The organism is Georgenia sp. Z2081 (assembly GCF_055326445.1).
Genome location: NZ_JBUZNK010000016.1, coordinates 1 through 12165 on the forward strand (window position 1 = coordinate 1; position 12165 = coordinate 12165).

The window sequence follows — 12165 nt, forward strand, 5'->3', positions numbered from 1 at the left end:
TACATCCGAACCGCGCGCTCTCGGAACTCCTCGTCGTACTTCCGTGGTGCTGACACAAGAACCAGTCTCCCCTTGCTAGATCAGCACCCTCCAGGAGACCCAGGGCGGTTCAAGTGCCGGCGTCGGGCTGTGTGTCGTCGTCGAGTGTGGATCCGTCGTCGTCGGTGTCTGTGCCCGTGCCGTAGGCCGTGTACTTCGCGTTCGAGCCACGGGCGAGGTGCGCCGGGTACCTGGCCGCGTTCGTCACCATCTTCGCCTCCCACGCGGCACCGAGGTCGAGGCCCAGGCTGTCCGCGGTCTGCACGAGGTAGGACAGGACGTCGGCGAGCTCGTCACCCAGGTCCCGAGCGCCGTCGGGCGTCCGTGCCAGGTCGCGCAGCTCGTCGTCCGTGCGCCACTGGGTGAGCTCGGCCAGCTCGCCGACCTCGCCGACGAGGGCGAGCAGGAGGTTGCGCGGCTCGTGGAACTGGCCCCAGTCGCGCTCGGCGGCGAAGGTCCGCAGGTCGTCGCGCACGCGGTCGAGATCCATGGTCCCGTTCTACCGGCTCACGGGTGCACGGGCGAGGAGGGGCCGAGGATGCTCGGGCGCGGGGCGAGAAGCGGGCGAGGATGCTCGGTGTCCTGGCCGAGCGTGGCCGTGGCATCGCAGGCACGGACCACCGTGATGCCCCGCTCCGGACAGCGCCCGGACACCCGGGCGTGGTTCGATGATCGACGTGAACGAGCCCGACGAGCGTCCCCCCGCCGAGCGTGCCGTGCTCTTCGACGTCGGCGGCACCCTTGCCTCCAACGGTCCCGTCGTCTCGATCGCGGCCCGCCTCCTCGGCCTGCCAACCACGGGTCCCCAGGTCGACGCCCTCGCCGAGGCCGTCATGGCCCGCCGCGAGGAGTACGACCGCACCGGCGACGACACCGCCTACTGGCAGCAGGTCTCCGACGACGCCGACGGGCCGGAGCTCTCCGCCGAGGTCGTCGAGCAGCTCGTGGCGGCGGACGTGCAGCGCTGGGCACGCCTCACGCCCGCGGTGCTCGCGCTGCTGCGCGACCTCGACCGGGCCGGCGTCCGCCTGGGGGTGCTGTCGAACGCCCCGACGGCGCTCGCGCGGACCTTCGACAACCAGCCGTGGTCGGAGCTCATCGCGGTCCAGCGCTTCTCCTGCTTCACGCAGCTGAGCAAGCCGGACCGCCGGGCGTACGAGGACGCCGTCGAGCACATGGACGTGCCCGCCGGTCGGGTGATCTTCCTCGACGACCGGCAGGTCAACGTCGACGCCGCCGTGGCGGCCGGCCTGGACGCACACCTCTGGCAGGGCGCGGACGCCGCGCGGGAGCTGCTGGAGCGGCGCGGGCTGATCGCCCCCGACTGATCCGGCGCGTGCTGGTGGCGCCCGACTGACCGGGCGCGGCTACTCGAGCCCGACTGACCGGGCCCGGCTACTCGAGCCCCCGGGCCCGGCGGTCCATGTACTCCCGGATCCCGCGCAGATGGCGGTCGACCATGCGCTCGATGCGGTCGTGGAGGTCGGACATGCCGGGCATCGCCGCGGGATGGGCGACGAACGCCAGGTACATCGCGGTGCCCTCGACCGACGCGATGAGGTCGGTGGCGTCCTCCTCGGTCGGCGTGTGCACACCTTCTGCCTTCTCCAGGAGCGTCGCCGTGAGCTCGCGGATGCTCGCCCCGATCGTCTCCTGCCAGATCGTGTCGAAGACCTCGGGGTAGATGCGCGCCTCGATGTTGAGGCGGTACAGCGCAGGCCCGTAGGTCCCGCCGTACTGCGTGATGCGGCGGTTGGCGGCGAAGATCAGCAACTCGCGCACCCCGGGGCCGTCGTCCTGGCCGGCGTCCGGCGCCACGACCGTCACGTCCACGTGCTTGAGCGCGTCGATGAGCAGCGCCTGCTTGTCCGTCCAGCGCAGATAGATGGACGACTTGCCCAGGCCGGCCTCCGCGGCGACGGCGTCGAGGGAGAGGCCCGCCCAGCCGCGCTGGCCGAACAGCTCGAGAACCGCGGCGAACGCCTTGCGCTCCGCGTCCGCGTTCCTCGGGCGCCCGGGACCACGCCTGGTGGCCATGACGGGGGCCCGACGTGACATGCGGGTGCGGCCCGCGCGGACCTCGCTCGGGTCGAAGCGGTACCCGCCCGGCGGGGGGAGGCGGTCGCCGGCCGCGAGCCAGGGCTCGAACGGTCGGCCGGAGACCGTGGGGCGGCGTCGTGAGGGCCGGTTGTCCTCCGGGTGCGGGTCGAGGTCCGGTGCGGGATCAGGGAGGGCGCTCGCGGCGGCGGCAGCACCCGGGGCGCTGCCGGGCGTGCGCCCCTGCTCGCTGCCCGGCGTGCGGATCCGGTCGCTGCCCGACCCCGTGGGCTCCGAGTCGATCGGTGCCCGTGGCGGGTCGACCGGTGTGGTCGTGCGGACCCAGGGCAGCGGTCGGCGCCCGGGCTGCGAGCTCTCGTCGTCCATCGGGTTCCTCGTTCTGGGAGGTCGGGCCCTCGTCGGCCCGGTCGTGGGGTCGGTCAGGAGTGTGCCGCCGCCAGGGCGAGCGTGAGTGCGAGGGTGAAACGTGTCTCGCGGTCCTCGGGCGACATGTCGCCCGAGTGGTCGAGGAGGTGGTCGGAGATCGTGAGGACGGCGAGGGCCTCCCGGCCGTACTCCGCCGCGACGCCGTACAGGCCGGCGGCCTCCATCTCGACGGCGAGCGTGCCGTAGGAGGCCAGAGCCTCGTTGAGATCGGCCGCGTTGCCGTAGAAGTGGTCCCGCGACACGATCGGTGCGACGTGCACAGGCGTGTCTCCCGCGTGCTCCTTCGCCGCCGCGACCGCCGCCGCCACGAGCCCATAGCTGGCGATCGCCGAGAAGTGCAGGCCGGGGAGCCGGGGCACGTTGATCGCGGAGTCGGTGTGTGCGCCCAGCGCGACGACGACGTCGCCGACCCGCACGTGCCGCGCCAGGCCGCCGGCGGTGCCGACCCGGACGATGCGCTGCACGCCGAAGTGCTCGAACAGCTCGTTGGCGTACAGGACCGTCGAGGCCATGCCCATGCCCGAGGCCATGACGGACAGCGGCTTGCCGTCGACCTCGCCCGTGAAGACCTTGTTCGCGCGGACGTCGGAGACCACGCGGGCGTCGGGCATGAGGAGCTCGGCGATGCGTGCTGCGCGCCGGGGGTCACCGGGCAGGAGGACGGCCGGGGCGATGTCGCCGGGCTCGGCGGCGATGTGAGGGGTAGCCATGACAATGATCCTGACGTCGACAAAGGCGCCGCAGGTGACGGCGTCGTGTGAATGATTCCACGGATGGGACGTGGCGTGGGTCCGTCCGTTGCGATGCCGGTCCGGACGAACCGCCCGGCCGGCCACTCTCTCGACGAGTGAGCGCGGTTCGGTCCGTTCCGTGTGGCGAGTGAGCGGACTTCTGCCGGCTCCGTGTCGCGAGTGAGCGGGGTTCGGTCCGTTGGAGAGCGAGTTGCGGTGTCGCGTCGTTGCGTCGTCACCGAGTCAATCAGGTATCCATCGAGACATGCCCCCCGGTCGACTGACTCGGCGATTACCCCACTGCCTCACCGAACTGACCGAGCCGATGCCGGGCGGGACCATGTCGAGCTGGTGCAGGGAATGACGACGAGGGGCGGGCACCGCACCCCATCAGGGTGCGGGGCCCGCCCGACAGTTGAGCGCCGCCCGGACCGAGATCCGGGCGGCGCCTATCCGTGGAGCAGAACTCCGCTCACTCGTGGAGCAGAGCAGAGGTCCGCTCACTCGCCGATGATCGGCATCAGGTTCTGGTCAGCGGCGGACTCCGAGGGTGTCGGAGCCGTCGCCGTCCCAGTCACCGACGTACACCTCGTCGCCGGCCCGGCCGTACCGGACCTCGGTGTCGGCCACCGTGGAGGTCAGCGAGTTCGACACCAGGTAGAGGTTCCCGCGGCGCACGGCGAAGGTGTCGACCGCGTCGCCGTCCCAGTCACCGACCAGGACGTCGTCCGACGCCCGGCCGTAGTCCAGCTCGACGTCCGCCCAGCCCGTGCTGAGCGAGTTCGAGACGAAGTAGGTGTTGCCGCGGCGGACGGTGAAGGTGTCGACGGCGTCGCCGTCGTAGTCCCCGACCAGCACGGTGTCGTCGGCGCGGCCGTAGTCCAGCACCGCATCCGCGTTCCCACCGGTCAGGGAGTTCGACAGGAAGTAGCTGTTCCCACGACGCACCGCGAAGCTGTCCGCACCGTTGCCGTCCCAGTCACCTACCAGCACCGCGTCGTCCGCGCGGCCGTAGGTCAGCTCGACCTCGGCCGCCCCGCCATACAGCGAGTTGGACAGGTAGTAGGCGTTACCCCGACGCACAGCCAGCGTGTCGGAACCGTCGCCGTCCCAGTCACCCACGAGCACCTCGTCACCCGGACGACCGAAGCTGAACTCGTGATCGGCCCAGATCCCCCACCCGTCGTTCAGGTAGAACCCACGCCCCGGTGACGGCGGCACCGGCTCGGGGTCCGGCTCACCCGGGTCGTCCTGCTCGGCCCACAGCTCGTCGAGCATGACCTGTCCGATGTCGGCGTTGTCGAGGTAGCTCCCGCGGACCGGGTCCTCCGCGGTGGCGCGGGCGTGGAAGGCTTCGGAGCCGGCGCCGATGGCGAAGAAGGGCACGAGGTGGTTGGAGTGGGCCAGTCGGTGCCACTCGTGGTCCGGCAGCTCGCCCACGCCGTTGGACACCATGGGCGTCCACGCGGGATCGGAGTCCGGGCCGGTGATGTAGCCGGCCTCGTGGTCGGCGGTGACGACGACCATCGTCTCGTCCCAGCTGCTGTGGGTCTCGACCCAGTCGGAGATCGCCTCGACCGTCTCGTTGAGCGTGATGGTCTCCTCGATGGCCCGGGCCGGGGCATTGAGCTCGGAGGACCAGTCGATCGCGCCGCTCTCGACCGCGAGGAAGAAGCCCTCGTCGGAGGCGTTGTCCAGGACGTTGAGGGCGCCGAGCGTCATCTCGGACAGCTCGGGCACCGTCTCGATGAACGGGTCCTCGAACGGGACGTCGCTCTCGCCGTCGCCCCGGGCTTCCTGGGTGGTGGTCCACGCCTGCGCGAAGCCCATCACGTGCGTCGGCGGTGCCTCGGCTCCCGCGAGCGCCTGGAAGTCGGCCCGTTCCTCGATGAACTCGAACGGCGTGTCGCCGTTCTCCAGCCGCGTCCAGGTCTCCTCGCTCACGTAGTTGAAGTCCGGCTCGTCGTACCGGTCGCCGTTGTCGTCGTACCAGGGGTGGCCGGAGCCCATGACCACGTTGAGGCCGCTCTCGTCGACCAGCAGGTCGGAGACCGCGAGGTAGTCGAGGCGGCTCTCGTTGTGGATGGCGAAGGCGGCCGTCGTGGGGTGGGGGACCACGACGTTCGTGACGACGCCGGTGGCGCGGCCCTGCGCCTGCGCCCGCTCGACGACGTTCTCGATCGGCGCACCCTCGCGGTCGACGCCGACGGCCTGGTTGATCGTCTTCACCCCGGTGGCCATGGCGGTGGCCGCCGCGGCCGAGTCGGTCGGGGCGGCCAGCGTGGAGGCGGCGAAGTCGCCCCACATCACCTCGGGGTCGTAGGAGCCGCCGACCGAGAAAGTGCTCATGGCGTACTGGACGGGCCAGTGCTCGTAGACCTGGGTCGGGGTGTCCCCGTCGACGTCCTCGATCGTGCCGGCCTCCGGGTCGACGGCCACCTGGTAGCGGCTCTGGTCGGACTCGAACATGCTCGCCATGTCGATGTGGTTGTAGCCCATGCCGTCGCCGACGACGACGATGATGTTGTCCGGCCCGTCCTCGGAGCCGTTATCGGAGGTATTGGAAGCACCCGCGGAGGCGTTCGCGGCGTCGGTCGCGTCCCGTGCAGCGGGCTCGCCCTCGCTCGGCTCGTCGGCGGTCGCTGGAGCGGCAAGGGCCGAGAGGACGACCGCGCCGGCGGCCGCCAGCCCGAGTCCGATCGACCGGCGTCGGCCGGTCCTGTGCGTGCGCATGGGAGATCTCCTCTGCTCAGGGGGACGTGCGGTGTGAGGCCGTCCACATCACGGGGTCTGGCGAGGGGGTCGGACGGCGCGGCGACCGTACGGAGGGCAGTCGACCGCACGGCGATGTGCGTACCAACGGACGGTGGCCACTCCGTGAACGGGCAGGTCCCACATATGAGCGGACCGACCGCGCGCGCAGGAGTTTGCCGTGCCGTCGCGCGCCGGTCGCGCGCCGGACACGGGGCCTGCCTAGCGTCCGCCGCGTCCGAAACCGAGCCAGACGAAGGGGACGTCCCATGGCAGCCATCACCCACCGCACGCACCGGTCACGACTACATCCGCGCACTCTCGCCCTTTCGGCTCTCGCGCTCGCGACGACGGCGATGGGTGCCGCCGCCGTGCCGGCCGCGGCCGACGTGTCCGCCACCGCACCTCTCGCCGCGCCCGCCGGCCCCTCGCCGTCCGCCCCCGCACCCGCCCCGACCGCCGAGTCGGAGGACATCGAGATCGAGCGGACCGGCGTCGGCGAGCTCGCGGACGGCGTCCAGCACACGACCTACCGTGTGACCACGCCCGAGGGCGCCTCGACCGCCAACCTCCTCGCGGTCGACCTGCGCACGGCCGGCACCGACCTCATCACCGGGCCGACGATCACCACGCCGCAGCGCCTGGACGACATGGGCGAGGACGCCGGCGCCATCGCCGCCGTCAACGGCGACTTCTTCCAGAACACGGTCGACCCGACCCACGGGGAGATCGCCGCCACCTTCGCGGCCGCGGGCGTGGAGATCCGCGACGGCGAGATCCGCCAGTCCGCGGTGCCCTACGCCCAGCGGCACGGCGAGTCGCTCGACGCGGCCTGGAACGACGGCGACGAGGTCGTCGGCGTCACACGCTCGGGCCGCGGCGTGGTCACGGACGTCGAGCTCGACGCCTTCGCCGCCCCGCGCGGCCAGCGACCGATCGACATCGACGGCCTCAACCAGTACGGCATGGCGACCGACCAGATCACGCTCTTCGACGCCCGGTGGGGCGACACGTGGGGCGACGACACGCGGGCGCGAGCGGCCTGCGGCGACGAGACCGCCCGCGGCGCGGCGTGCACGGATGACGTGCTCGAGGTGCTGCTGGAGGACGGTCGCGTCGTCGACGTCGCCGAGACGGCCGGCGGCACCGGTGCGCTGGAGGAGGGGCAGCAGGTCCTCCTCGGCCGCGAGGACGGCGCGGACGAGCTGCGCGGGCTCGAGGTCGGCGACAGCGTGCGGACGCACGTGCGGTCGCGGTCGGACGGCGCCGGACGGCTCGACTGGGCCGTCGGCGGCGGGGTCGTCGTCCGCGACGGCGAGGTCGGCACCATCCCGGAGCGACCGCTCAACCCGCGCACGCTCGCCGGCGTGTCCGAGGACGGGCGCACGCTGTTCCTCCTCGTCGTCGACGGCCGGAACCCCGACAGCGTCGGCGCCTCCACCCGGGACGCGGCGGTCGTCATGGCCGAGCTCGGGTCCGACGACGCCGTCCTCCTCGACGGCGGCGGCTCGAGCACGATGCTCGGCCGGCCCGGCGTCGATGACGAGTTCTCGCTGCTGAGCCGCAGCCGCGAGGACGGCATCGAGGTCCTGCGCGAGGTCCCCAACGGCATCGGGGTCTTCGCCGGCTGATCCTGGCCGGCGGCAGGGGCGCCCGACCCGACCACATGCACGACGGCGGGGCTCACCGTGCAGGTGAGCTCCGCCGTCGTGCAGGGGGGCTGCGACGGGCCGGCCGGCCTGCGCTCAGGCCGCCGCCCCTCGCTCGGCCCGCGCTTCGCACTCGGGCCGGCCGGCCTGCGCTCAGGCCGCCGCGCCGCCCGCGAGGCGCCGGTCCGCGATCCGCGCGCCCTCGACCAGCGAGTCCAGCTTCGCCCACGCGATCTGCTCGTGGACACGTCCCCCGAGCCCGCAGTCGGTCGACGCCCACACGCGCTCCGGCCCGACGAGGCGCGCGAATCGCTCGATGCGGTCGGCGACGAGCTCGGGGTGCTCGAGGACGTTGGTGGCGTGCGAGACCACGCCGGGCACGAGCACCTTGTCGGCCGGCAGCGCGAGGTTCTCCCAGACCCGCCACTCGTGCTCGTGGCGCACGTTGGCGGCCTCGAAGGAGTAGGCGGCGGCGTTCACCGTGAGCATCGTCGGGGCGATGTCCGCCAGCGGCAGGTCGGTCGAGTGCGGGCCGTGCCACGAGCCCCAGCACAGGTGGAACCGCACGCGTTCCGTCGGCAGCCCGTCGAGCGCGCGGTTGAGGGCCGCGACGCGCTTCTCGGTGAACGCGACGTAGTCCGCCACCGCCGGCTCGGGCGTGATCTGGTCGAAGTTCTCCGCGACCGACGGGTCGTCGATCTGCAGCCACAGCCCGGCGTCGAGGATCGCCTTGTACTCCTCGCGCAGGACGCGCGCCCAGGCGTCGAGGTAGGCGTCCTCGTCGCCGTAGAACCGGTCGGTGATGCGGGTCGCCGAGCCGGGGGACAGGGCGGTGACGAAGCCGGCGGCCGGCTCCTTGCCGGCGGCCGCGAGGGCGGCGACGAGGTGGTCGACGTCGGACCGCACGGCGTCGGCGCCGGTGTAGGTGAGCTCGCCGGTGACGATCGGGAACGGGCGTGGCTTGTCGCCGCCGCTCCAGATGCCCGACGTCGGGTCGGCGTAGGCGTCCGCGAACAGCGCCCGGTCGCGGCGGTGGAGGAAGCCGGTCAGGCGCACGTCGCCGGGGGAGGAGACGTAGCTGTCCACGGCCCACGACTGGTCGTCCGGGTCGATGGTCAGGCCGCCCGTGCGCCCGAACGAGTAGGACCACCAGGCGCCGTAGTCGACGGACTCGCTCATGAGCTTGCCGTACTCGCCGTCGTTGACGTGGTCGAGGCCCGCCTCGGTCTGCCGCGCGACCACGCCCGCGACCTCGGACTCCAGCAGCGCGGTGAGCTCGGCCTGACCGATGCGGTCCTCGGCGCGCGCGGCGTTGGCGTCGATCAGCGCGGCGGTGCGGGGCAGCGAGCCGGCGTGCGTGGTGCGGACCTTCGACATGGTGACCTCTCGGATCGGGGACGGGCTGGCGTCGGGGCGCGGGAACGGCGTACGACGACGACGCGCGCCACGCCCGGGCGCCCACTGTGGCACCGCGCGGCCGGCCGCGCCGCGCCCACCGGGCCGGGTCCAGATGACGGGACGCGGTGTCCCGCGCCCGACGACCGCGCCGACGGTCGTGCCGGCCGTCGCTCCAGCCCGGCCACGGAGGGCGCGAGCCGTCATTACGCTGGCCGGGTGATCGACAAGCACCCCGACGGGCAGGCGGCGACGGCCGGGTACCGGCCCCTGTGGCACCAGCTGCGCGAGCGCCGCGGGTCGGACGCCGCCGCGCTCGTGCTGGACGACCCCGGCCTGCGCCGCCGCGTCACCTGGCGCGAGCTCGCCGACGACGTCGAGATGCTCGCCCTGGGCCTGAAGGACGCCGGGGTTCGGCCCGGCCAGCGGGTCGGCGTCTCGATCCCGCCCGGCGTGGAGCTCACGCTCAGCCTGTTCGCGGTCCTGCGCCTCGGCGGCGTCGCCGTGCTCGCCGACCCGCGCCTCGGGGCCCGGGGTCTCGACCGTGCGCTGCGGGGCGCCGAGCTCGACCACCTGCTGGGCACGCCGGTGGCCGCGCGGGCCGCACGCGTGCGCGGCTGGACGGCGAACCGATACCTCGTGCGGACCCCGTTCGACCGGGTGATCACCGCCAACGAACGCCGGCTGCTCGGGCTGCGCGGCGTGTTCCTCGAGATCCTCGACCACGGCCGGGAGCTCGTCGCCGGCGGGGTCGCTCTCCCGGAGGAGCCGCACCCCGACGACGACGCCCTCGTCGTCTTCCAGGCCGCCGGCTCGCTGCGACCCAACGGCGTGATCTACACGCACCGCACGCTCGCGGCGATGTGCGAGGCGACGACCCAGGTCGTCCCCATCGACGCCGACCACGGCCTGGTCGCCGGCTTCGCCCCGGCCGCCCTGCTCGCCCTCGCCGTCGGTGCGCCGGCGGTCATCCCGGGCACCGGGCGCCCGGGTGCGCTCACCGCCGCCCAGCTCGCCCGGGCGGCCCGCCGCGTCCCCTCACCGGCGCTCGCCGTGAGCCCGGCCGGGCTGGCCTCGGTCGTCGCGACGGCCGGCCGGCTCGCCCCCGACGAACGGGACGCGCTCGCCCGGCTGCGCCGCGTCGTCGTCAGCGGAGCGCCCGTCACCGCGGGCGAGCTCGCCCGCGCCGCGAGGCTGCTCGGCGACCCCGAGATGCACGCCCCCTACGGCATGGCCGGGCTGCTCCCGCTCACCGACCTCGCGCTGCCCGAGCTGCGGGCGGCGACCACGTCGAGGGTGTCCGGGGCGGGTGGCGGCACGTGCGTGGGCCGGCCCGTCCCGGGCGCTCGCGTCGGCATCGTCCCGCTCGACCACCTCGGCGCGCCGGTCGGGGACCCGGTGAGCTCGCCCGGCGTGACCGGCGAGGTCGTCGGCACCGCGCCCCACCTGCGCGACCGTTACCTCCTGCCGGCCGCCGAGCAGGCGCGCGCCCAGACGCTGGTCGGGTGGCACCGGACCGGGGACCTCGGCCACCTCGACGCCGAGGGCCGGCTCTGGCTCGAGGGCCGGGTCGGGCACGAGATCACCACCGAGAACGGCGTCGTCACCCCGATCGCGCTCGAGATCGCGCTCCGGGCGATCCCGGGCGTGACGGCGGCGTGCGTCGTCGGGGTAGGGCCGCGTGGGGCGCAGGACGTGGTGGCGGTCCTCGAGACCGACCCGCGGCGCCACCGGGGTGCCCGGGCGAAGGCGTCGATGGCCCCACGCGGCCTGGCCGCTGCGGCGCGCGCCGCGGTGGCGGCGGCCGGGGTGTCGCAGGCCGTGGTGGCGGAGGCCGGGGTGGCCGGCCCCGGTCCGGCTCCGGTCCGGCTCGGCGCCGTGCTGCGGATGCCGCGGATCCCCGTCGACGTCCGGTACGGCGCACAGGTCCAGCGGGCCGCCGTCGCGCACCGCGCCAGGGTCGTCCTCGGCCGAACTACCCTGGGCGAGTGACGAGCGAGCAGGCGGGCGGGATCGGGCGGGCGGACGACGCCGGGCAGAGGTCGGACGGCCCCGCTCCCGCCGAGCAGGTGGGCGGCACCGAGCGCCCGGGCCCCTCCGGCGCGACGCCCGACGACGCGGCCCCCGCCGGGCGGGTCGACGCGGTCCCCGCCGCGCCGCGCCCGCCGAGGTCCGCCCGGGTCCTGTTCCTCACGGCGATCCTCGCGCTCGAGGCGTTCGTCATGCTCTTCGCCACCCTGGTCGCGCACGGTCTGCGCGTGGCGCCGCTGCCGTGGGTGTGGGCGGTCGGGATGACGGCGCTCGTGGTGTGCGTCGTCGGGGCGGGACTCGTGCGGAAGTACCCGCGCGAGGTGGGCGTGCTCGGTTGGTTCGTCCAGATCGGGCTGGCCGCCGTCGCGCTCGTCGTGCCGATGGTGCTCAGCCTCGCGATCGTCTTCGCGCTGCTGTGGCTCATCGCGCTGCGCACCGGGGCAGACATCGACGCCGACCGCCGCGTCCGCTACGCCGCCGAGCTCGAGCACCACCGGCTGGCGACGGCCGAGGGGGCCTGACTGCCGCCGGCCGCGTACGGCCCTGCATGCGGCGGGCGCGCAGTTCCGGTGCTGCGCGCCACTAGGCTGCGGTCATGACTTCCCCGCTCGAGCGCACCCTCGTCCTCGTCAAGCCCGACGGCGTCGCCCGCCACCTCACCGGTGAGATCTTGCGCCGCATCGAGACCAAGGGCTACACGGTCACCGCGCTGCAGATGCTGCACCCGGACCGCGCGCTGCTCGAGCAGCACTACGCCGAGCACGCGGACCGCCCCTTCTTCGGCGGGCTCGTGGAGTTCATGGGCTCCGGCCCCGTGGTGGCGGCAGTCGTCGAGGGCCACCGCGTCATCGAGGGGATCCGCACCATCGTGGGCGTGACCGACCCGACCGTCGCGGCACCCGGCTCCGTGCGAGGCGACCTCGGGCACGAGGGCGGCGGCGCGGTCATCGAGAACCTCGTCCACGCCTCCGACGCCGTCGAGAGCGCCGAGCGCGAGATCGCCCTCTGGTTCGCCGCCTCCTGACGCACCGCCCTCCTGACGCAGAACCCCGCTCACTCGTCACAGGTGCTCGGGCGGGTTCCGC

The 12165-nt window shown here is 73.7% G+C and carries 10 protein-coding genes; 5 read left to right on the top strand and 5 right to left on the bottom strand.

All coding sequences use genetic code 11. The features are described from left to right. Positions 1-109 precede the first annotated feature (109 nt). Positions 110-529, bottom strand: a complete 420-nt coding sequence (locus ACZLKG_RS15765; protein WP_425710007.1) for a nucleotide pyrophosphohydrolase — start codon at positions 527-529, stop codon at positions 110-112. A gap of 178 nt (positions 530-707) precedes the next feature. Between ACZLKG_RS15765 and ACZLKG_RS15770 the strand changes: the two genes are divergently transcribed. Then, on the top strand, positions 708-1367 hold the full coding sequence (locus ACZLKG_RS15770; protein ID WP_425710008.1) for an HAD-IA family hydrolase: 660 nt from the start codon (positions 708-710) through the stop codon (positions 1365-1367). Between the two features lie 67 nt (positions 1368-1434). On the opposite strand, the gene ACZLKG_RS15775 is transcribed toward ACZLKG_RS15770, so the two are convergent. From ACZLKG_RS15775 to ACZLKG_RS15785, 3 genes are all read right to left on the bottom strand, one after another. Next, positions 1435-2463 carry a TetR/AcrR family transcriptional regulator gene (locus ACZLKG_RS15775; protein ID WP_463648207.1) on the bottom strand — a complete coding sequence of 343 codons (1029 nt, stop codon included), beginning with the start codon at positions 2461-2463 and terminating at the stop codon, positions 1435-1437. Between the two features lie 53 nt (positions 2464-2516). Further along, positions 2517-3233: a purine-nucleoside phosphorylase gene (locus tag ACZLKG_RS15780; RefSeq protein ID WP_425710010.1), complete on the bottom strand. Its 717-nt coding sequence runs from the start codon at positions 3231-3233 to the stop codon at positions 2517-2519. Positions 3234-3785: 552 nt separating this feature from the next. Beyond that, a complete protein-coding gene (locus ACZLKG_RS15785) occupies positions 3786-5987 on the bottom strand; it encodes an alkaline phosphatase (protein WP_463649267.1) in 2202 nt (733 codons plus the stop codon). 287 nt (positions 5988-6274) lie between these two features. Between ACZLKG_RS15785 and ACZLKG_RS15790 the strand changes: the two genes are divergently transcribed. Further along, the gene (locus ACZLKG_RS15790; RefSeq protein ID WP_463649268.1) at positions 6275-7636 is read left to right on the top strand and encodes a phosphodiester glycosidase family protein; all 1362 of its coding nucleotides are present in this window, start codon (positions 6275-6277) and stop codon (positions 7634-7636) included. Between the two features lie 171 nt (positions 7637-7807). Here ACZLKG_RS15790 and ACZLKG_RS15795 read toward each other — a convergent pair whose 3' ends face one another. Further along, the gene (locus tag ACZLKG_RS15795) at positions 7808-9031 is read right to left on the bottom strand and encodes a cobalamin-independent methionine synthase II family protein (RefSeq protein WP_463649269.1); all 1224 of its coding nucleotides are present in this window, start codon (positions 9029-9031) and stop codon (positions 7808-7810) included. A gap of 237 nt (positions 9032-9268) precedes the next feature. Between ACZLKG_RS15795 and ACZLKG_RS15800 the strand changes: the two genes are divergently transcribed. From ACZLKG_RS15800 to ndk, 3 genes are all read left to right on the top strand, one after another. Continuing rightward, entirely contained in the window at positions 9269-11041 is a 1773-nt protein-coding gene (locus ACZLKG_RS15800) for an AMP-binding protein (RefSeq protein ID WP_463649270.1), read from the top strand. Further along, entirely contained in the window at positions 11038-11601 is a 564-nt protein-coding gene (locus tag ACZLKG_RS15805) for a DUF4233 domain-containing protein (protein ID WP_463649271.1), read from the top strand. Before ACZLKG_RS15800 ends, ACZLKG_RS15805 begins: the two co-directional genes overlap by 4 nt. Before the next feature lie 74 nt (positions 11602-11675). Beyond that, on the top strand, positions 11676-12104 hold the full coding sequence (gene ndk, locus ACZLKG_RS15810) for a nucleoside-diphosphate kinase (protein WP_463649272.1): 429 nt from the start codon (positions 11676-11678) through the stop codon (positions 12102-12104). Positions 12105-12165 lie beyond the last annotated feature (61 nt).

What these genes read in the sequence shown, in the direction of transcription:
- ACZLKG_RS15785 (WP_463649267.1), bottom strand. Translation starts at nt 5,987, where the DNA reads ATGCGCACGCACAGGACCGGCCGACGCCGGTCGATCGGACTCGGGCTG.
- ACZLKG_RS15780 (WP_425710010.1), bottom strand. Translation starts at nt 3,233, where the DNA reads ATGGCTACCCCTCACATCGCCGCCGAGCCCGGCGACATCGCCCCGGCC.
- ACZLKG_RS15795 (WP_463649269.1), bottom strand. Translation starts at nt 9,031, where the DNA reads ATGTCGAAGGTCCGCACCACGCACGCCGGCTCGCTGCCCCGCACCGCC.
- ACZLKG_RS15770 (WP_425710008.1), top strand. Translation starts at nt 708, where the DNA reads ATGATCGACGTGAACGAGCCCGACGAGCGTCCCCCCGCCGAGCGTGCC.
- ACZLKG_RS15765 (WP_425710007.1), bottom strand. Translation starts at nt 529, where the DNA reads ATGGATCTCGACCGCGTGCGCGACGACCTGCGGACCTTCGCCGCCGAG.
- ACZLKG_RS15775 (WP_463648207.1), bottom strand. Translation starts at nt 2,463, where the DNA reads ATGGACGACGAGAGCTCGCAGCCCGGGCGCCGACCGCTGCCCTGGGTC.
- ndk (WP_463649272.1), top strand. Translation starts at nt 11,676, where the DNA reads ATGACTTCCCCGCTCGAGCGCACCCTCGTCCTCGTCAAGCCCGACGGC.
- ACZLKG_RS15790 (WP_463649268.1), top strand. Translation starts at nt 6,275, where the DNA reads ATGGCAGCCATCACCCACCGCACGCACCGGTCACGACTACATCCGCGC.